The organism is Sulfobacillus sp. hq2, from assembly GCF_002903155.1.
GTDB lineage: Bacteria > Bacillota > Sulfobacillia > Sulfobacillales > Sulfobacillaceae > Sulfobacillus > Sulfobacillus thermotolerans.
On record NZ_NWUL01000008.1, the window covers coordinates 1 to 20,334 of the forward strand.

20 protein-coding genes are annotated in these 20,334 nt (G+C 52.0%); 17 read left to right on the forward strand and 3 right to left on the reverse strand.

Annotated elements, in window-relative coordinates; translation table 11 throughout:
• The coding region (locus CO251_RS00270; protein WP_158246095.1) for a MerR family DNA-binding transcriptional regulator at positions 1-371 on the reverse strand (371 nt) is incomplete at its 3' end.
• 407 nt (positions 372-778) lie between these two features.
• Here CO251_RS00270 and CO251_RS00275 point away from each other — a divergent pair.
• The 6 genes from CO251_RS00275 to CO251_RS00300 all read left to right on the forward strand — a co-directional run bounded on the left by CO251_RS00275 (position 779) and on the right by CO251_RS00300 (position 7,782).
• Positions 779-1,072, forward strand: coding sequence for a YerC/YecD family TrpR-related protein (locus CO251_RS00275; protein WP_103373819.1), 294 nt, complete (start codon positions 779-781; stop codon positions 1,070-1,072).
• Between the two features lie 49 nt (positions 1,073-1,121).
• Positions 1,122-1,412, forward strand: a complete 291-nt coding sequence (locus CO251_RS00280; RefSeq protein WP_103373820.1) for a hypothetical protein — start codon at positions 1,122-1,124, stop codon at positions 1,410-1,412.
• A gap of 52 nt (positions 1,413-1,464) precedes the next feature.
• Positions 1,465-3,597, forward strand: a complete 2,133-nt coding sequence (locus tag CO251_RS00285) for an ATP-dependent helicase (protein ID WP_103373821.1) — start codon at positions 1,465-1,467, stop codon at positions 3,595-3,597.
• Positions 3,597-5,648 carry an NAD-dependent DNA ligase LigA gene (gene ligA / locus CO251_RS00290; protein ID WP_103373822.1) on the forward strand — a complete coding sequence of 684 codons (2,052 nt, stop codon included), beginning with the start codon at positions 3,597-3,599 and terminating at the stop codon, positions 5,646-5,648. Before CO251_RS00285 ends, ligA begins: the two co-directional genes overlap by 1 nt.
• A 122-nt stretch (positions 5,649-5,770) precedes the next feature.
• Positions 5,771-6,796, forward strand: a complete 1,026-nt coding sequence (locus tag CO251_RS00295; protein WP_103373823.1) for an ABC transporter ATP-binding protein — start codon at positions 5,771-5,773, stop codon at positions 6,794-6,796.
• Positions 6,793-7,782, forward strand: a complete 990-nt coding sequence (locus tag CO251_RS00300) for an ABC transporter ATP-binding protein (RefSeq protein WP_103373824.1) — start codon at positions 6,793-6,795, stop codon at positions 7,780-7,782. Before CO251_RS00295 ends, CO251_RS00300 begins: the two co-directional genes overlap by 4 nt.
• A 70-nt stretch (positions 7,783-7,852) precedes the next feature.
• On the opposite strand, the gene CO251_RS00305 is transcribed toward CO251_RS00300, so the two are convergent.
• Complete coding sequence (locus CO251_RS00305) at positions 7,853-8,206, reverse strand: hypothetical protein (RefSeq protein ID WP_103373825.1); 354 nt, start codon at positions 8,204-8,206, stop codon at positions 7,853-7,855.
• An 88-nt stretch (positions 8,207-8,294) separates the two neighbouring features.
• Here CO251_RS00305 and gatC point away from each other — a divergent pair, with 88 nt between their 5' ends.
• The 6 genes from gatC to CO251_RS00335 all read left to right on the forward strand — a co-directional run bounded on the left by gatC (position 8,295) and on the right by CO251_RS00335 (position 14,790).
• Entirely contained in the window at positions 8,295-8,684 is a 390-nt protein-coding gene (gene gatC, locus CO251_RS00310) for an Asp-tRNA(Asn)/Glu-tRNA(Gln) amidotransferase subunit GatC (RefSeq protein WP_242968141.1), read from the forward strand.
• Complete coding sequence (gene gatA, locus CO251_RS00315; protein WP_103373826.1) at positions 8,684-10,144, forward strand: Asp-tRNA(Asn)/Glu-tRNA(Gln) amidotransferase subunit GatA; 1,461 nt, start codon at positions 8,684-8,686, stop codon at positions 10,142-10,144. The genes gatC and gatA overlap by 1 nt, the downstream gene beginning before the upstream one ends.
• Positions 10,141-11,610: an Asp-tRNA(Asn)/Glu-tRNA(Gln) amidotransferase subunit GatB gene (gene gatB, locus CO251_RS00320; RefSeq protein ID WP_103373827.1), complete on the forward strand. Its 1,470-nt coding sequence runs from the start codon at positions 10,141-10,143 to the stop codon at positions 11,608-11,610. The genes gatA and gatB overlap by 4 nt, the downstream gene beginning before the upstream one ends.
• Positions 11,597-12,502 (forward strand): LD-carboxypeptidase, encoded by a 906-nt coding sequence (locus tag CO251_RS00325; protein WP_103373828.1) that lies wholly within the window; start codon positions 11,597-11,599, stop codon positions 12,500-12,502. The genes gatB and CO251_RS00325 overlap by 14 nt, the downstream gene beginning before the upstream one ends.
• Complete coding sequence (rlmD, locus tag CO251_RS00330; protein WP_103373829.1) at positions 12,499-13,851, forward strand: 23S rRNA (uracil(1939)-C(5))-methyltransferase RlmD; 1,353 nt, start codon at positions 12,499-12,501, stop codon at positions 13,849-13,851. The genes CO251_RS00325 and rlmD overlap by 4 nt, the downstream gene beginning before the upstream one ends.
• A 177-nt stretch (positions 13,852-14,028) precedes the next feature.
• Positions 14,029-14,790 (forward strand): hypothetical protein, encoded by a 762-nt coding sequence (locus CO251_RS00335; RefSeq protein WP_242968142.1) that lies wholly within the window; start codon positions 14,029-14,031, stop codon positions 14,788-14,790.
• On the opposite strand, the gene CO251_RS00340 is transcribed toward CO251_RS00335, so the two are convergent.
• A complete protein-coding gene (locus CO251_RS00340; protein WP_103373831.1) occupies positions 14,787-16,214 on the reverse strand; it encodes an amino acid permease in 1,428 nt (475 codons plus the stop codon). The two genes, CO251_RS00335 and CO251_RS00340, sit on opposite strands and share 4 nt — an antisense overlap.
• Before the next feature lie 87 nt (positions 16,215-16,301).
• On the opposite strand from CO251_RS00340, the gene CO251_RS00345 reads away from it, so the two are divergent.
• From CO251_RS00345 to paaD, 5 genes are all read left to right on the forward strand, one after another.
• Entirely contained in the window at positions 16,302-16,781 is a 480-nt protein-coding gene (locus CO251_RS00345) for an acyl-CoA thioesterase (RefSeq protein ID WP_103373832.1), read from the forward strand.
• 874 nt (positions 16,782-17,655) lie between these two features.
• Positions 17,656-18,603, forward strand: a complete 948-nt coding sequence (paaA, locus tag CO251_RS00350) for a 1,2-phenylacetyl-CoA epoxidase subunit PaaA (RefSeq protein ID WP_103373833.1) — start codon at positions 17,656-17,658, stop codon at positions 18,601-18,603.
• A gap of 51 nt (positions 18,604-18,654) precedes the next feature.
• Positions 18,655-18,999: a phenylacetic acid degradation protein gene (locus tag CO251_RS00355; protein WP_103373834.1), complete on the forward strand. Its 345-nt coding sequence runs from the start codon at positions 18,655-18,657 to the stop codon at positions 18,997-18,999.
• On the forward strand, positions 18,999-19,778 hold the full coding sequence (gene paaC, locus CO251_RS00360) for a 1,2-phenylacetyl-CoA epoxidase subunit PaaC (RefSeq protein WP_103373835.1): 780 nt from the start codon (positions 18,999-19,001) through the stop codon (positions 19,776-19,778). Before CO251_RS00355 ends, paaC begins: the two co-directional genes overlap by 1 nt.
• Positions 19,779-19,803: 25 nt before the next feature.
• A complete protein-coding gene (gene paaD, locus CO251_RS00365; RefSeq protein WP_103373836.1) occupies positions 19,804-20,247 on the forward strand; it encodes a 1,2-phenylacetyl-CoA epoxidase subunit PaaD in 444 nt (147 codons plus the stop codon).
• Positions 20,248-20,334: the final 87 nt, after the last annotated feature.

Sequence of the window (20,334 nt, forward strand, 5' to 3'; positions counted from 1 at the left end):
AGATCCAGCAACCGATGGAGACCCCGCCGTTTTTCATTCAAGCCGCTCGCGACATCGGTAAGAGCCGCCACCACAGTCCATCGCTGCTCCGTAGCGAACGCGGTTAACCGCCCGAGTTGACCATCCAAGTTCCCCGCGTCTTGTTGTTTTGTGGTCGAGCCGCGGGCATAGAGGAGACAACGAGTATCCTTAGCAACATCAGGCGCATCCTCGTGCATCAGGGCGCGTAAGTCCGCGACCCGATAGCGCCGATGATTCGTCACGGTACGCACCGGAATCAGGCGCCCTTCGCGTTCCCACTTCCGGAGTCCGTCGATGCTCATACCGAGCATCTTGGCCGCCTTGCCGATGCTGACAAACTGCTCATCCATAATACAATCACCTAATAACATATTATCAGAGATCCTCATAGATTGACAGCAAGCAGCTTAAACCTCCTTACTCTAGATAGGTGGTTTGGGGGCGTTTGTTGCGTCAGAAAGGTATCAGCTCGCGGGGACCGGGTAAATGAGTAAACCTTACGACCAGTGTGCGTGGGTAATCGTCGATCACGACGCCACGCATCAGGCGCAAGCTGCGTGAAATTGCCATGTCTCTTGCTGCAGGAAGGCGAGGGAGTGACCATGTGCAATAGCGTAAAATGTGGTTGGCACATTGCTTGTACGGATTGTGCCTACCACCAAGTGACGCTCCTTTATGCGAGGTCGTTGACTCTGGCTAAAAATAGGCTATAGTGAAAAGACAACGGACCATGATAATGGTGATAGGAGTGTCCTTTATGAATGCAAAGCTTCGTACCAAGGAAACGGCCATGTTGTGTCAAGCGTTCTTGGCCCTGGAGGCCGAGGAGGAATGCTTGGCGTTCTTTGAAGATTTGCTAACCGTTCAAGAACTGCAGTCCATTGCCCAGCGCCTTGCGGTGGCGCAGTTGTTGGATCAGGGGCAGACGTACGAAGACATTGCTCGTTTGACAGGTGCCTCGTCGGCTACGATTTCTCGAGTCAAGAGAGCCCTGGCATTTGGCGCGGATGGCTATCGTCTCGTATTGGACCGATTGGCGAAAGCCCGATAATTTTTTGTCTTAAAACTTTAACACACTACTGTGGTAAGGCGGTGTAGTCATGCGGGTGGAAGTGTTGTTGGCAGAAGCCGGGTTTAGTGAGCATGGACGGGTTAAGGGCTATGCCTGGCACGATACACAATCCTTAGACATTTGGTATTGCTTGCCGAATACAAAAGTGGCTGAGGATGAACTGACAGCGTTGGTCGCGTCTATACAAGGGACGTTGCTAAACTCGCCTCTGAATGGAGGGAACCCCAGCAAAGCCCACTGCGCCAGGCGGCGAGTGTTGATTGCGCCCGAAGATTCCAGTCTGTCCTATGCCTGCAGCAATTATGCGTCATTCCATTAGACGCGTAGTATCCGTGCTATAATGGCAGTTGAGGAAGTTACGGGAGGCTGCCATGGATTTACTGCAAGAATTGAATGAGCAACAACGTGAAGCATGTGAAATCACTGAAGGACCATTGCTGCTACTTGCGGGAGCTGGCAGCGGAAAAACACGCACCTTGACTTATCGTATTGCCCACCTTTTACAAAATCACCACGTATACCCAAGCCAGATATTAGCCTTTACGTTTACGAATAAAGCCGCTCGTGAAATGAAAGAACGGATTGACAAGTTGGTTGGTGAAGAAGCCCGTTCGATGTGGGTCGGGACCTTCCATGCGATTGCGATTCGTATTCTGCGTCAAGACATTCAACGGTTGGGATACGGACCGCAGTTTTTGGTTTATGACACGGATGATACCAAAGGCTTGATTAAGGACATTATTAAAGAATGGGGCTGGGATGACAAGCAGTGGCCCGCTGCGCAATTTGTCCATGCCATCAGTCGTGCGAAAAATGGCTTTATCGCGCCGGACAACTACCCGTCGGCGACATTTGTGGACGAGAAAGTGCAACAAGTGTACAAGCAGTATCAGACGCGTTTGAAGATGCTCAATGCATTAGACTTCGATGACCTTATCTATCTCACGGTGAAGCTCTTCGACCAATTTCCGGATGTGTTAGAGCACTATCACAAGCGTTTTCATTATGTTTTTGTCGACGAATATCAAGATACGAACCTTGCCCAGTACCGATTGATTCAGCATTTAGCGCGTGCCCGGCAGAATTTATGTGCGGTTGGTGATGATGATCAAGCCATTTATGGGTGGCGTGGCGCCGATATGCGCAATATTTTGGAATTCCAACGGGATTTTCCGGGGGCACATATTATTCGCCTAGAACAAAATTACCGCTCGACCCAAACTATTTTAGATGCGGCCAATGCGGTGGTGGCACATAATGCCGAGCGTTTGGGGAAAAAATTATGGACAACAAAAGGTGAGGGGCGCAAAATCCGGCTTTACGAAGCCCCAGATGAGGAGTCTGAGGCGTGGTTTGCCGCCGAAATGATTCACGAAGCGGTGCGCCGTGGACATAGTTTGTCCGAATGTGCAGTATTGTACCGAACTAACGCGCAGTCTCGAGCCTATGAAATGGCGTTGGCCCGGGCGGGCATTGCGTACCGGTTAGTGGGAGGGAAGCGGTTTTACGAACGAAAAGAAGTTAAAGACTTATTGGCGTACCTAAAGGTGCTTTTTAATCGCCAAGATGACTTTTCGTTAGCGCGCATTATCAATTTTCCTCGTCGCGGAATTGGCGACGTTGCGATTGAAAAGATTCGAGCCTATCAGCAAGCCAACGGTCTGTCTCTGTATGAAGCATTGGGGGAAGCGTCCTCGGTGACGGGGTTGTCATCACAGGCGCAGAAAGCCTGTCGCGAGTTACATCGGCTCTTCGAGAGCTGGCAATCAGGATTAGAGGGGTCGTTGGCAGACTTGACCCAGCGCGTGGCAGAAGAAAGTGGCATTATGGCTCTATTTCGTATGGATCATAGCCGCGAAGCGCAAGACCGCATGGAAAATATCGGGGAGTTGCTATCCGAAGCTAAGCGGTTTGAAGATGATCAAGGAACCCATGACCTCGGCGAATTTCTAGCCCAAGTCGCGTTGGTCTCAGACTGGGATCAAACGCAAGAAGATAGTGGCGGCGTGTGGTTGATGACGTTGCACAGTGCAAAAGGGTTGGAGTTTCCTGTTGTGATTATTGGGGGATTGGAGGAAGGTATATGCCCCCACATGCGATCGATTGACGAAGGCAATTTGGAAGAGGAACGGCGACTCATGTATGTAGGCATTACCCGCGCTCAAGACGAATTGTACTTGTCGTACGCGAAAACCCGAACAATGCTTGGGCGGACTCAACAAAATCCAGTCTCACGGTTCATTGCGGAAATTCCTTCATCCTTGGTGGATATGCCCAAACGCGTTGCCCCTGCGGATCGGGCCATGACGCAGAAAGACCATCAATTGACAGGATTAGTGATTGGAGAAAAGGTGCGGCATCCCCGTTTTGGCTGGGGGACCATTGTGGCAATGCGGGGTGAAGGGGACAACCTTGAATTGACGATAGCATTTCCCGGTGGAGGCGTTCGCTCATTTCTTGCCCGGTTCGCCCAACTCAGCCGTGAAGGAGCGGAAAGCGTTTAATGGCTTCGGACGCAAGCGCAATTGAGCACCGCATCCGGCAACTTCAAGAAGCGATTGCCTATCACAATCATCGCTATTATGATCTGGATGCCCCGGAAATTACGGATGCGGAATATGACAGTCTTGTTCAGGAATTGTCCGCGTTGGAACGCGATTACCCCCAATGGCGTTCACAAACCTCGGTAACTAGGCAAGTGGGCGGCTCAGCGAACCCTCAGCTGGGTGTGGTTCATTTTTCCCCCCGTGTGCTTAGCCTTAACAATGTGCATAGCGAAGAAGAACTCCGAGATTTTTATCTCCGAGTTGCGTCCTCTTTAGGCCTGGCGGATCCAGCTTTTACCGCTGAATTAAAAATTGATGGATTAAGCGTCGTCGTGACGTATCAAGACGGTCATTTGATTCAGGCGGCGACCCGCGGAGATGGGAGCACGGGGGAAGATGTTACCGCCAACGTGCGCATGATCCATGCCATTCCACAGACCCTTGCTACCCCGGTCAGTATGGAAATCCGCGGAGAGGTCTATATGCCGCGGACAGCGTTTGAAGCACTGAACAATCGGCGCGAAGAAGAAGGACAGCCGCTTTTTGCCAATCCCCGCAATGCGGCGGCGGGCTCGTTGCGTCAGCTTGATCCCCAAGTTACAGCGGAACGTGAACTTGCCGCGTTTTTTTATCAAATTCGGCAGTGGGTAGCCGATGCCCCACATCCCGTGATTGCTACACAACATGCAGCCTTGGAATTTTTACGGGAGGCCGGACTTCCGGTTGAACCGCATTTTCAGCGCTGTGACAGCGTGGATCAGATTATTTCGTATGTCCAGCACTGGTCGACGGCCAGACAGCCGCTGAATTATGACACAGATGGTTTGGTTATCAAACTCGATGATTTAGCGCTGCAAGATCAATTAGGAGAAACGCAAAAGGCGCCACGGTGGGCCGTCGCTTACAAGTTTCCGCCGGAAGAAGTCCTGACGGTAGTCAAAGACATTGAAATATCCGTCGGTCGCACGGGGGTGCTCACACCGACGGCTATTTTGCAGCCGGTTACGGTGGCCCAGACCACAGTCAGTCGGGCCTCATTGCACAACGAAGATATCATCCGGGAGCGGGATATTCGGGTAGGAGACTCGGTTTACGTCCGTAAAGCGGGGGAAATTATCCCGGAGGTTGTTCGCGTTGAAAAGACACTGCGGCCTAAAGATGCGGTACCGTTTGTGTTTCCGCAGGTATGTCCCGTGTGCGGGTCGGAAGTGGTACGGCTTCCTGGCGAATCGGCCTACCGATGCACTGGAGGAATGGCGTGTCCTGCTCAATTGCGCGAAAGCCTGATTCATTTTGGTTCCCGTGATGCGATGGATATTGAGGGGTTAGGCGACAAAACGGTAGACTTGCTCCTATCCGCGGGCCTGGTGCGCCGCGTGGACGATCTCTATCGTTTGTCACGGGCAGATCTTACGGCGTTGCCGCGATTTGGCGAGATGTCTGCTACGAATTTATTGCGCAGCATCGAAGACAGCAAGAGCCAGCCGCTTCACCGTTTAATTTTTGCTTTGGGGATGCGCTTTGTGGGACAGCGTGTAGCGACCCTCTTGGCAAGCCATTTTCACACTATGGACAAGTTAGCGTCTGCATCCGCTGAAGACCTGATAGCCGTATCTGAAATTGGGGAGACGATTGCCAATAGCGTTGTGCATTTCTTTGCCCAACCCCTTAACCGGGAGGTCATTGCGAATCTCCGGCAGCTAGGGGTGAACATGACTGAGCAGCAGGCCGTGATGAAAGAAACCCCAGTGACCGGGAAAACCATTGTCGTGACGGGAACATTTGGGCAAATGCCCAGAAAACAATTAGAAGCGTGGATTACCCAAGCTGGTGGCAAAGTGGCATCATCGGTATCGAGGCGCACGGCCCTAGTGATTGCGGGCGACAAACCCGGATCGAAAGTGGCGAAGGCATTGGAATTATCTGTGCCGATTATGAGTGAGCAGGAATTTTTGGAGTGGATGGCGAAATCAGGCAGTCCGTTGACCGGATCAGACGACGGCCGTTAACGGTTAAGGCAGGAAGGCAAGACCATTGCAGGTGATAAAAGCAGCCCGTATAATAGGGTCGTTAAGTTGTCGGATTCTGTCAGGGTTTTTATAGCAGGGGCCAGTGGGAAGGAGAGAGCGGTGTGCCGCATAGGGTACTGGACGTAAAGAATTTAAGCACCTACTTTTTCACGGAAGACGGTCCGGTTAAGTCCGTGGATCAGGTGAGCTTTTATATCGATTCAGAAGAAACGCTCGCTGTGGTCGGAGAGTCAGGTTGCGGCAAAAGCGTGACATCGCTATCTATTATGCAATTAATTCCCTCACCTCCCGGTAAGATCGTGGGCGGCGAAATTCTTTTTCAAGGCGAGGATCTTTTAAAGAAGAGTCCGGATGAAATGCGCAAAATTCGTGGCAACCAGATTGCCATGATCTTTCAAGAGCCCATGACGTCGCTCAATCCCGTTTACACCATAGGCGATCAGATTGCAGAAGCCGTGATATTGCATCAAAAGCTTGACAAGCGGAAAGCATGGGAACGAGCTGTCGAGATGTTGCGGGAAGTGGGTATTCCTTCACCGGAAAAAAGGGCGCATGAATATCCGCACCAGATGTCAGGGGGAATGCGGCAGCGGGTGATGATTGCGATGGCTATGTCTTGTAATCCCTCCTTGCTTATCGCGGACGAGCCTACCACGGCATTGGATGTGACCATTCAGGCGCAGATTTTGGACCTCATGCGCAAGTTGAAACGTGAATTTCACACGGCGATTATGCTGATTACGCACGATCTGGGTGTGGTTGCGGAAATGGCTGACCGTGTCGTCGTGATGTATGCCGGGAAGATTGTAGAAGAAAGTCCTACGGTGGATCTCTTTCGAGAGCCTTTGCATCCTTATACGCAAGGTCTGTTAGAATCGATCCCGCGTTTGGATCAGCCCACAAGTGAGAAACTTCACGTCATCGATGGGACCGTGCCAAATCCGTTGCACTTGCCGAAAGGGTGTACATTTGCGCCGCGGTGTCCCAAAGCCATGGATGTATGCCGCGAGAAGGCGCCAACACTCACGGCGGTGTCGGAGGGACGTAAGGTGAGCTGCTGGATGCATGTGGATCCCCAACATGTCGATCCCCCGACGGATGGCTCGGGTAAGGAGGTAGCCTCATGAGTGCTGTGATGGAAAACCAGCCGCATGAAGTCTTAATGGAAGTTCGTGATCTGACGAAATATTTTCCCATTACGGGAGGATTGTTTTCGCGGGTGGTGGGCCATGTCAAAGCGGTGGATGGCGTTAGTTTTGATTTGCGTCGCGGTGAGACATTGGGGTTAGTGGGAGAATCCGGTTGTGGAAAAACGACCACTGGCCGGGCGGTATTGCGTCTTATTGAACCCACATCGGGCACAATAAAGTTTGAAGGGCAAGACATTACGCATTACAACAAGCAGCAAATGCGGGCTTTGCGTCGGCAGATGCAAATTATCTTTCAAGATCCCTTTGGCTCCTTAAACCCGCGCATGTCGGTGGAACAAATCATTGAAGAACCGTTGGTGATTCACCACATGGGCAACCGCAAAGAACGCGAAGCGCGGGTGCGGGAATTGCTGGATGTGGTCGGATTGGCGTCTTATCATATGCGTCGGTATCCGCATGAGTTTTCTGGGGGCCAGCGTCAGCGTATTGGGATCGCCCGGGCATTGGCACTAAATCCTAAGCTGATTGTGGCGGACGAACCTGTATCGGCGTTGGATGTGTCCATTCAGTCTCAGATTCTCAACTTGTTGGAAGACTTGCAGGCGGAATTTGGGCTAACGTACCTGTTTATCGCCCATGGTTTGAACGTTATTCGGCATATTTCCGACCGGGTCGGTGTAATGTATTTAGGAGCTATGGCGGAAATTGCTAGTTCTGAAGATATCTACCGTAAACCGCTTCATCCCTATACCGAGGCGTTGTTTTCTGCCATTCCCATTCCCAATCCCGATATCAAACGGGAGCGCATCATTTTACAAGGGGATGTGCCAAGCCCTGTGAATCCACCGTCTGGATGCCGGTTTCATACACGGTGCCCCATCGCGCAAGAAAAGTGTCGCGTGGAGCGGCCGGTCCTTAAAGAATCGGAACCCGATCATTGGGTCGCTTGTCATTTTCGTTAAGGAAAAGCGTTACAAGCCCGGACGTCTTCTGAAAGGAAGAGGTCCGGGTTTCTTTATCGCGAGTCAAGAGCTAGCGGGATGTTGCGCGGCGAATGGCGATTAGCGTGACAACTTCCGGCGGTGCAGGGTGCGTTTGCCACCACGGCATATTGGCCGTCCATTGGCCCATTGCGGTTACCGTGTCTCCTACGCGTAATGCCGCGGGAAGCGCCACAGAAGGCACGACGCTTGAAGACGTTTGAGGATCTTCAAAGGTGACGGAGTCCACGGTAATTTCAATAAAGCCTGCATCGAAACTCTCGCCTAAGTGGGTGACGGGGCCGGTCCGAGTTAGGGTTAAAGATTCTGTTCGGCGTGGAAAAAAGTAAAAGAAGACGGCCACGCACAATCCGGCGATAACGAAGGGCAACGCCCTTTGGCGCATCAAGATCGGCTCCTTTTTTTCTTTATAAGGTGCTCAAGTTATTCCTGCGGGGTACCTCATGGTCTTCATTATAACGCGGGGGTTGGGCGTGGAAAATCGCAACGGGGCCCTTATCTCGTCAAGCTTTTTACTCTCATTCCAAGCATGGTATACTTTGGAGGTTATGGAGGGATATGCTGTGGCTTTGTCGGAAATACAAGTCAAACATGTTGCACGCCTTGCGCGCTTGCGCGTAGAATCGGACGAGATTGCCCAAATAACCCAAGATTTAGACCGGGTGTTGGAGTATGTGGCACAGTTGAGCCAATTGGATACGGACACTGTTGAGCCGACGATGCACGTTATGGGATTGGCTATGCCTTTGAGGGCCGATGAGGTCAAGCCATCTTTGCCAGTAGATGCTGCGTTAAAGAATGCGCCCGATCCCCGCGATCATATGTTTGGTGTACCGCGGATTATGGATGGAGGCGACGCCTAATGCGGGCTTATGACATGACGGCTACGGAAATTTCCCAAAGGGTCCATCGCAAAGAAATGTCGGCCACTGAATGTGTCAGGGAAGTTGCCGACCGCATTACGGCATTGGAACCCCTAGTAGGAGCTTTTTTGCATCTTGACGTGCAAGGAGCCCTGAACCAAGCGCGAGCAATTGATGCGCTCTCCGACGACGAACGGCAACAGATGCCGCTGGCGGGAGTGCCGGTAGCGGTGAAAGACAATATGACCACAATGGACATGCCCACCACGGCAGCTTCGAAGATTTTAGAAGGATTTATGGCACCTTATAATGCCACTGTGGTTAACCGTTTGAAGGCGGCAGGCGCCATTATTGTGGGCAAGACCAATATGGATGAGTTTGCCATGGGGTCTTCCACAGAGCATTCCGCGTATCAACTGACCCATAATCCATGGGATTTAAGTCGCGTGCCCGGCGGTTCGAGTGGTGGTTCGGCCGCGGCTGTTGCGGCACGGATGGTGCCTATCGCCTTGGGTTCGGATACGGGGGGCTCGATTCGCCAGCCGGCGAGTTACTGTGGCGTGACGGGGCTGAAACCGAGTTATGGGCGGGTGTCGCGATATGGACTGATCGCCTATGCATCGAGCCTCGACCAGATCGGTCCTTTGGCCCGGAGTGTGGACGATGTCGCATTGCTCTACGATATTATTGCGGGATATGATCCGTTGGACGCCACCTCCATGCGTGCTGAAACAGCGCGGGTATCAGAGGGTCCGGTGGATTGGAAGGGGCTTCGTGTGGGAGTTCCCAAAGAATATCTCTCGGCTGACCTTGGCGGCGTGGTGGCCCAACGCCTGCAAGACGTCATCACGCAATTGGAGGCCCAAGGGGCTTCTGTGGTCGAAGTATCGTTGCCGCATACAGCGTATGCGATTGCCACCTATTATTTGATCGCGCCCGCTGAGGCGTCGAGCAATCTCTCGCGCTTTGATGGGGTACGCTATGGCTACCGGGCATCAGGGGCCGATTTACTAGAGATGTATGAAAACACTCGAGCCCAGGGCTTTGGACCGGAAGTTAAACGCCGCATTCTTTTAGGTACGCACGCGCTGTCTGCGGGATATTATGATGCCTATTATCTTAAAGCGCAGAAAGTCCGGACGTTGATTCGGAAAGACTTCGAGCAAGCTTTTGCCTTGGTGGACGTTATTCTCACGCCTACAACGCCAGACGTTGCCTTTCGCTTTGGCGAAAAGAGCAGCGATCCTTTGCAAATGTATTTATCAGACGTCTACACCGTAACCGCCAACTTGGCGGGAATTCCGGCCATATCTACTCCAGCGGGGTTGGCTGATGGACTGCCGGTGGGGATTCAGTGGTTGGGGCCGGTGATGGGAGAGGACCGCCTGTTGCAGGTTGCGCGCGGCTTTGAAGAGTTGTGGCCATCTTCAACGTGGCCAGGTTTAGGAGGCGAGGCATGAATAGCGGGTATGATGTGATTATTGGACTGGAAGTACATGTCGAGCTGAAAACCCAGTCTAAGCTATTTTGTTCTTGTTCGGCGTCTTTTGGGGCCGAACCCAATACCCATACCTGTCCGGTATGCTTAGGGATGCCTGGGGTCTTGCCGGTGCTCAACGAAGAGGCGGTAGCCTACGCTGTTAAGGCCGCTCTGGCTTTACGGTGTACGGTGCATCCCTTTTCAAAATTTGACCGCAAGCAGTACTTCTATCCTGACCTTCCTAAAGCCTACCAAATTTCGCAATATGATCAACCTTTAGCGGAGTATGGTGCTGTGCCTATTATTGTGGATGGGCATGTGGTGAAAGAGGTGACGGTACGCCGTATTCACATGGAAGAAGACGCGGGGAAGCTCAACCATTTGGGAATACGTCTGGGGGATTCCAAGGGGTCGTTGGTGGACCTTAATCGTGCGGGCGTGCCCTTAATTGAAATTGTGTCGGAACCGGATATGCGCTCGGCTGATGAAGCGCGGTTATACTTAACGGAGCTGCGCAACGTGCTAAGTTATCTCGACATCTCCGATTTGCGGATGGAGGAGGGCTCCATGCGCTGTGATGCGAATGTCTCACTGCGCCCACATGATTACGTCGGTTCGCTGGAAGACTTGCCGCGGGTAGAAATTAAAAACGTCAATTCGATTCGCAATGTGCAAAGAGGCATTGAATATGAGGTGGCCAGGCAAGCCGAATTGCTCGCGCGAGGCGAACGGATTGTGAAAGAAACCCGGGGATTTGACGATCAAAATGGTCGCACCTACAGTCAGCGCAGTAAAGAGGAAGCGAACGACTACCGGTACTTTCCCGAGCCCGATCTGCCGCCTTTAGTGCTGACCCAAGAGGCGATTGAGCGGGTGGCCCGCAGCTTGCCGCCGGCACCGACTGTGTTGCGCGAGGAGTTACAGCGAGCCGGGGTGACGGCCAAAGAGGCAGAAATCATTGTGGGGGACCGCGCCCTTTGGGAATATTGGCGGGAAGCTACTACGCATTATGAGGACAAACGCCAAGTTACGAACTGGATTTTGTCCGATTTGTCTCGCCTTCTCAACGCCCATGGTGATACCTGGTTGACGCCTCGCGTCACGCCGGCGGCATTGGCGGATTTGTTACGGTTGATTGCGAACGGCACCTTATCGGGACGTATGGCTAAAGAGGTTTTGGACCGGATGTATGAAAGTGGTGCAACGGCTGCACAGACCGTTGAAGCCATGGGTGTGAGTCAAATTACGGACCATGGCGCCATCCAAGCGGTTGTGCAGCAAGTAGTGGCGGACAACCCTCATGTTGTTCAAGATTATCTCAATGGCAAGGAAAAGGCGCTAGGATTTTTGGTTGGACAAGTCATGAAGCAAACCAAAGGTCAAGCCAAACCAGACATGGTCAATGCGATTCTTAAAGGCGTGATAGCAGACTATGCAAAAACCTAAGCGGTTGCGCGATGGGGCTCATATCCGCGTTGTAGCGCCAGCTTCTATCTGCAACCAAGCCGCCGTGGACCGCACGGCAGCTTGGTTGCAGCAGCGGGGATACCGGGTATCGATGGGAAGTCATGTCTATGATGTGGACCGGATTTTCGCTGGGCGCGACGTAGACCGTGCGCAAGATATCGTGGATGCCGTGAATGATCCATCTGTCGATGCTATCTTTGCCGCCCGTGGGGGCTATGGCAGCGCACGGGTTTTGCCTTATTTGGCTAGGTACGATTGGCGGGATATTAAGCCCAAAATATTTCTAGGCTATAGCGATATGACGGCCCTCCATAGTTTCTGGCAAACGGTGTGCGGCTGGGTGACGTTTCATGGGCCCATGATGGAAAGCGATTGGACCGGAATAAATGGCGAGACGGCTATAGCGGTGTTGCGAGGGGATATGACGGCTTTGGGGCCGGTCCCCTTAGAACCGCTTTTGCCGTCTGTGCTAGAGCTGCCGCAGGCTTGTTGGCAAGGCGGCAATCTCGCGGTGTTGACATCGCTTATTGGCACGCCGTATTTTCCGTCATTGCAAGGGAGTGTGTGCTACTTAGAGGAAGTACAAGAAGCTCCTTATCGGGTGGACCGTATGCTTCAACAATTGTACCAATCGGGCAGTCTTGAAGGCGCGGTGGGGCTTGTGTTTGGCGAAGCGACGCGCTGCGATTCACAAGATGAACGAGGGTATCAGGTGCGTGAGGTGGTGCAAGACTTCGCCCTTCAACATCAAATTCCGGCGTGGTGGGGATTTTGGGCAGGACACGGGCCAACCAATTTAACCGTGCCATTGGGTATTGAGTTGCGTCATGAGGGATCGAGCATGGTTTTTGAGGAGGCAGCGGTGCAATGAGAGCCCGTTTAGAGGAGTCATACACCGTGCGCATTGAGCGGATGGGGCAGTCTGGCCAGGGTGTAGCCTATTTGCCTGATGGGCGCATCTTTTTCGTTGACGATGCCTTGCCCGGGGAATTGGTGCGCGCGCAGGTGACCCAGGTGAAGCCGCGGTATGCGAACGGACGCATCGAGGCCATTCTCGAGCCCAGCTCGAGCCGGATCACACCAGTTTGCTCCTACGCTGAGCAATGTGGGGGCTGCAGTTTTCAACATTGGGATTACCGTGCGGAAACGGAATACAAACAAGAGTGGGTGCGGCAGGCCCTCAAACGGATTGCCAAAATTCCGGAACCCCCTCTTTTCGCTATTGTCCCAGCGACTAGGCCGGATTATTACCGCAATAAGGGGCAGTTTCCGTGGGGCCAGCAAGGGCAGCAGCTCAGTTTGGGTCTTTATGCACGGGGCAGTCATCAATTAGTGGAGTTGGCATCGTGTCTTATTCAAGATGAGGGCATTAATCGGGTGCTGCGTCGTGCTCCGGAACTGGCCCGTCCCTATCACTTCACCGCGTATCAAGAGACAACAGGACAGGGCTTGTTGCGGCATTTGTTGATTCGCTCGGCGCGTGCGACCAAGGACTTGCTTGTATTAATTGTAGCGACCGCTTTTGATCCCAATCTTTCCGCGTATGCTAGGGATTTGATGGCGGATAACCCGCATATTAAGGGAGTGGGGCTCAACATCAATACGGAACGCACCAATCGTATATTGGGCCCCTCCACCCGGTTATTGCACGGGCAAAGTACGATCATTGATCAGATATTGGGGCTGTCTTTCCATGTCTCCTTTGAATCATTTTTCCAAGTCAATCCCGAACAAGTTGAGCGGTTGTACCGCTTAGCGCTCGACAATATTCCAGAAAGCACGGGGGTGTTGTGGGACCTATATGCGGGCGTTGGGACGTTGGCGTCTTTGGCTAGTGCACGGGCCCAAAAGGTTTACGCGATTGAACTGAATTCGGCGGCGGCTTCGGATGCACGGAAAAACTTTGCGCTCAATGGCCTGCACAATATACAAATGATAACAGGACGCGTTGAGGATGTCATTGATGAGAACGTTTTGCGAAAGCCAGATGTCGTGCTGATGGATCCCCCGCGCAAAGGCGTCGATAGCCATGTGCTGAGTCGTTTAAAGCGATTACATCCTTCGCGCATTGTCTACATCAGCTGCAATCCGGATACCCTGGCGCGAGATGTGCAGCTTTTGTCGCCAGAATATCGGTTGACAGCGGTGACCCCTGTGGACATGTTTCCGCGGACGGACCATGTTGAAGCCGTGGCAGTGCTCGATACGGCCCAGGTCTAATCATCCAGGGCGTTGTCCAAGCACGCTGTGGAACTCCACCGACAATCCATGGATCATGTGATATTATTAGCCGAGAATCGGACGACATTTGTTGCGATATGCGGGTTCCGCCATTATCCGGGCAAAGGAGGGACGGGGCTCGGTTATTTGTTTGCCCCAAGGAGAATGAACCAGTCCTTGTTTATTAACCAGAGGCTCACGCGCTCGTCGTTGAATAAAGTGCCGGCTATTACCGCATATTTTTGGGTCTTAAAATTGTTAACGACGGCAATGGGGGAAGCGACTTCTGATTATCTTGTCCATCACCTGAATCCCTATTTGGCGGTTGGATTGGGGTTCATGGGGTTTGTGGTCGCGTTTGTGTGGCAATGGCATGCGCCTCGTTATATCGCCCCGATTTACTGGTTTGTGGTTCTGATGGTGGCGATTTTTGGGACGATGGTCGCGGATTCCATGCATGTAGCTTTAGGCGTGCCCTATTATCTGTCGAGTACGGTCTTTGCGGTCGTTTTAGCCGTGGTGTTTAGAACTTGGTATAAGACAGAGAAAACGGTGTCGATTCACCGCATCGATACGAAACGACGCGAGTTGTTTTATTGGGCGGCGGTGTTGGCGACTTTTGCGATGGGGACCGCCACAGGGGACATGACGGCCACGACCCTGCATCTGGGGTATTTGCCTTCGGGATTATTATTTTTGGCCTTATTCGTTTTAACGGGTGTGGCGTACGTGTTAGGTTTCAACACAATATGGGTTTTTTGGGTTGCCTATGTGCTGACCAGACCTTTAGGGGCGTCGTTTGCGGATTGGACAGCCAAACCGCCAAGTATGACGGGATTGGGATATGGAGATGGTGTGGTCAGTGCTGTTCTTGGGATCGCCCTTATTGTGGGGGTAGTATATTTATCCATTAGTCAACGTGACGTGCAACAGGATTAGGGTTCGTTATGGATGGCGGCGAGAATACGTGGGCGGAGCCACAGCCAGACAATCCACGCGACAACGATGCCCCCAAATCCCACGATGGCGCCCATCGCTTCGCCCGTAGCGAGCGGAGAGGTTGCGAGGGCGATGAAGACGATGAGGATGACAAAGTAGGTGGTATAAGGAAAGCCCCATAGTTTATATGTGAGCCTATCCGGATGGTGTTTTTGCAAGTAGGGTCGATAGTATAATTGGGTCAACAAAACCATGAACCAAATGAACATGGCTTGAAATCCCGTTGCGGTGACGAGATAGGCATAGGCTTTTTGGGGCAGCACATAGGCTAGAATAATGGTGAGTGCTAAAAGGCCAGCACTCATCCAAATCGCATTGGCCGGAATACCTTTGGCGTTGAGACGTCCTAGAACCTTGGGGGCTTGGTGGGCGTGTGATAAGCCATAAAGGACACGGACATTCGAATAGAGTGCGGCATTCATTGTGGACAGCACGGCAAATAAGAGGACAAAATTCATGACGAATCCCCCATATGGGACGTGTGTGGCGCGGATGGCGAGAACAAAGGGAGAGATTTGGGAGGACATTTTATTCCACGGCACTAAATTCAGGATTAGGAACATCGAGCCGATATACATCAAGACGATTAAGGCTACGGTCCACCGTACCGCGCGGGCAATGGTGGTCGTAGGATTTTTTGTTTCCGCCGCGGCTAATCCGATGACACCGGTTCCGGCGTAGGCGAAGAGCACGAGCAATAGGGCGGGACTGGCATGAAGCCAGCCATTCGGGATCCAACCTCCATGATGAAGTAACGAACTGAATCCATGCGGTGCAACCAAGGGCGGCGTCATAGGTAAGACATGCGTGACGGATAAGACGCCAATGATTAAAAACGATAAGACTGCCGTCGATTTAATCCCTGCCATGATGTTTTCAACCGTACCGAAGCCGCGAACACTGACGAAATTAACGGCAACAATGAAAATGGAATAGGCTAAGGACCAAGTCCATAACGGAATACTTGGGAACCATAGCCGGGAAAACAAACTGGCTGCTGTCACCTCACTAGACATGGTCAGCACACTTGAGAACCAGAAGATCCATCCCGCAACAAATGTCCATCCGGGACCCAAAACGAGTTTGGTGTAATTTAAAAAAGATCCGGGAGTGGGAGATGCGATCGACATCTCTGCTAAAGCCGAAATTTCAAGATACATTGCTACGGCGGCAACGGCAAAGAATACTAAAATAACGGGACCGGCCATGCGCATTGCTAAGCCACTGGCCATAAAAAGACCAGACCCCATAATGCCACCAATGGTCAATAAGGTGAGAGTCGGAGCCCTGAGACTTTTTTGAAAGGCGTGGGTGTGCTTTGCCTTTTTAAGACGTGCGCCAAATTTGCCCGATTTAATACTCAAATAATTGGCCTCCTCATCCCGTGTTGATGGTAGCATGTATTGTTGTTGACAGGCCTATACCTGAAAAGAGAGGACGACCTTACGCTCATGGATACAGAACGACGCACCCCAGCGTTTTCGCGGACGGAAATGACGGAGTTAGTGTTGCCCGGAGACTCAAACCAGCTGGGCAATATATTGGGCGGACGAATGATGCATTGGATCGACTTGGCGGCGGCCATTGCTGCTGGGCGCCATGCTGGACGGGTGGCTGTGACGGCATCTATGGACTCGTTAGAATTTCTCCACCCGGTAAAGGTAGGACAAGTGGTTCGGTTGGTAGCCCAAGTGAATTGGGTGGGACATACGTCGATGGAAATCGGGGTTGATGTGTTTCGGGAAGACCTCAATCTGGGTGATGTGAAAAAAACGAGTACCGCGTATCTAACCTTTGTGGCGTTGGATGAAGAGGGGAAGCCAGTGCCTGTGCCACCCTTGATTTGTGAAACGGAGGAAGAGCAGGCACGATTTCATGAGGCCGAAGAGCGCCGTAAGGAACGCCTTAAACACCGGCATCACCGCGATTAGTGCAACAAGCCCAGAACCAAGCGGCGAACGTCGCGTCACGGGTAAAAAGGACATCACGAAGATGATGTCCTTTTTGAATGGGCTGTAATTATTAGGCGCATCCCAAAGAGGTTGTGAGGTGTCACAGGGGTCAGGGCGTCTGGAATCCGGAATCGGAGTGCGAGTCAAAAAGGGAACAACAAATACCGTACGCGGAAGTGTGCTCGTCGCGCCAATGTATCTCACATTGTGCACCAACAACCAGCCCATCGCTCTGATCACGTCTTGTCAAGTGTCGTTAGCTCGGCTTCCTAGAAGGCGGGCTAAGCCGGAAGACAACAATTCTTATGTCCATACGGGACCAAAGACCGCAGGGTCCACGCCTCAAGGGGAGCCGCTATTCGTTAACGGGACTCGGGCGCCGGGGCGACTGCCGCCGCTGACGCCAGCGACATGGTCGGCAATTCCGATTGCCTTAGTTTCTTCAAACTGCACCTTGGCCGCTTTATTGTCTTTAGTCCCGTTACATCTTGAGATCCCCTTATTTAGTTGTAGGGCTTTTGAGCTCGCAGGGGTTCTTCTGACCTCATGCGACCGCGGCAAAAGTTCAAATCATGGAACGCGTGGCAAGCGATTGTTACGTGGCCAACGGGACCTTTTGCGTACATGCATGGGGGAGGAAATCTTTTGCCGTTTCATAGGACACCTTGATTGAGTAAAAAGGCGAAATGCCATGATGGCTTGATAATCGGTATGGGGGAACGATCTGTAAAACGTCGGACAAATCTTATCTATTAAAATAATTCTTGACGAATGATAAGGAAGAGGCATAATCTTTTATTAAACAAGCGCTTGGTAGGTTAAATATCTGTTGATTGTTTAGGGGGGATGGAAAATGGAGGATGCACAGCGTTTTCATGACTTTATGCAGCGTATTGAAGCGGGAGAAAAGATTGAATCAACAGACTGGATGCCCAAAGAATACCGTGATTTACTGATCAAGCAAATTCACATGCATGGGATTAGCGAAATCATGGGGGCTTATCCAGAAAAGGAATGGGTGACCAAAGCGCCCACGATTCGCCGCAAATTAGCGCTGAATGCTAAAGTTCAAGATGAGATTGGTCATGGTCAGATGTTGTTGCGCTTGGCCGAAGATTTAAGTCGTCCATACGGACGGGGCCGTGAAGAACTCATGGATGATGTGCTCGATGGCCGTGTAAAGTTTCACAACGTCTTTCATTTAGAGGCGCCCACATGGGCCGATGCTGGCGTGATTGGTTTTATGGTGGATGGAGGAGCGATTATTACCCAAGCTATGCTCCTTGAGAGTTCCTATGCTCCTTATGCCCGCATGCTCAAAAGGATTGTAGCGGAAGAGAGTTTTCATATGCAACATGGTGAGTCCGTCGTGTTGGCACTAGCAGAAGGGACTGAGGCCCAAAGGCGGATGCTGCAAGACGCTATTGCGCGGTGGTGGCCTGCTATGATGTACTTTTTCGGTCCGCGTGAAATGGGCCCGTCTTCCAAGAAAATGATGGAATACAAGATTCGGACGATGACGAATGAACAATTGCGGCAGAAGTTTATCAATCGCTATGTCCCTCGGATTCGCGCATTGGGCATGGTTATTCCCGACCCCAATCTATACCAAGATCCTGACGACCATGTCTGGCATTACACGGACCCCGATTGGAATTGGTTTAATGAGGTCGTTCATCATAACACGGGTCCAATGAGCCAAGCTCGTCTGGCTTTGCGGCGCCAGGCGCACACGGAACAACGATGGGTGAGAGAAGCGGCGTTTCAGGCGGGTCAAGTGTTGCAAAATCAAGGCGCATAACGCGGGTAGACGCGAACGGTTCTTGCTTAATGACAAAAGGAGGGACTTTTGATGAATCCGCAAGAAATACCTGTGTACGAAGTCTTTGTGCAAGCGGATGCCCTAAGCTTTCCAACGCATGTGGGAAGCCTGCGTGCTGCCTCGCCAGCCTTTGCGCTACAATTAGCTAAAGAAACATTTTGCCGCCGCGAAGATGCGCATGATGTGTGGGTGGTGCCGTCACAAGCGATATCGAGGGCCCGCCGTGACGCTACCGCCGCATTACCTACAACGACTTCCGACAAACGTTACCGGCTGCCGAGTGGCTATGACAACGCGCCTCACTGGAAACGGTTCAAGGCACAGGCCATGACGATTGAAGAAGTGGCTGCCGACATGCGGACGAAGGGGCGGTGATGATTGTGGAGATATTGACGGACGCAGAGCGTGCGGCATTGCAGCGTATTTTGATCCCGGTGGCTGATGATGAGTGGATTTTGGGGCACCGCGGATCGGAGTGGTTGGGCTTGGCGCCGGACTTGGAAGAAGACTTGGCGCTGAGTTCAATAACGCAAGATAGTCTTGGTCATGCGCAGTTGCTTTATGATATCGTAGCTGACCTTGGAGGCTATAGTGCAGACCAATGGGTGTACGCCAGGTCGCCTAGCGAATGGAAACATTGTCAATTAGTCGAGATGTCCCGTCAAGATTGGGCGGACCTTGTAGCGGGCCGTTTTGTTTATGAGACGTTTGATGAGATGCGCCTGGAAATGCTAAATCTTATTGCATATCAACCATTGCAGGCGGCTGTGACGAAAATTCGGCAAGAAAAGATGTATCATTTGCAACACTTTGAGAGCTGGGTAGACACTTTGGTGTTGGGTGGTCAAAGCGCTAGGCAGCGTATATTGGAGGCTTTAACCCGTGTGTATGCGCTAATCGGCGATATGTTTGTGTGGGAAGAGACTAAACCGGGTTTAGATTTGTGGCATTTGGACGAAACCGCCCGTGGGCTACCGCAAAAATGGGTTACGCGTCTTCAAGGGAAGTATGAGTCTTTGGGTTTACCTTGGCACACCAGGGTTATTCCTCAGGCAGAAAGCAATGGTCGATTAGGCCAACACGCCGAATCCTTTTTCCCCTTATGGAAGGAAATGACGAGTGTGCGGGAGATCGCGCCCTTGAGCGGCTGGTAACTAGTACCGGAAGGAGAGATGGCTAATGTCGACCGACGAGATATGGGACCGTTTGAAGACGGTTGCAGATCCTGAGATTCCCAACTTGAGCATTGTCGATTTAGGCATGGTTGATCGCGTTGAGATAGACCAGGGCCATGTCAAGGTGGACTTAATGCCCACGTTTGTTGGGTGTCCCGCGTTGCATTGGATTGAGCAGAAAGTGGAAGAAGCCTTAGCGCCCTATCCTACCACCGTCAAATTTGTCTATCGAACGCCATGGACAACAGAGCGGTTAACCGCACGCGGCCGCGAACGGCTATTAGAGTGGGGGGTAGCACCGCCTCATCATCAGCCTGGACCTGTGACGTGTCCGTTGTGTGGTTCGCAAAAGACCCATCTCAATAGTGCCTTTGGGCCAAGTTTGTGTCGAGCTATCTATTATTGTGACGAGTGTCAGCAACCCTTTGAGGCAATGAAAGCGATTTAGTCGAGTCGGCCTGTAACCCATAGAGAACCGTCCCAAAATGGGACGGTTTTTTGTGTATTAAAGGATTGACGGGAAGGCTGCTGCATC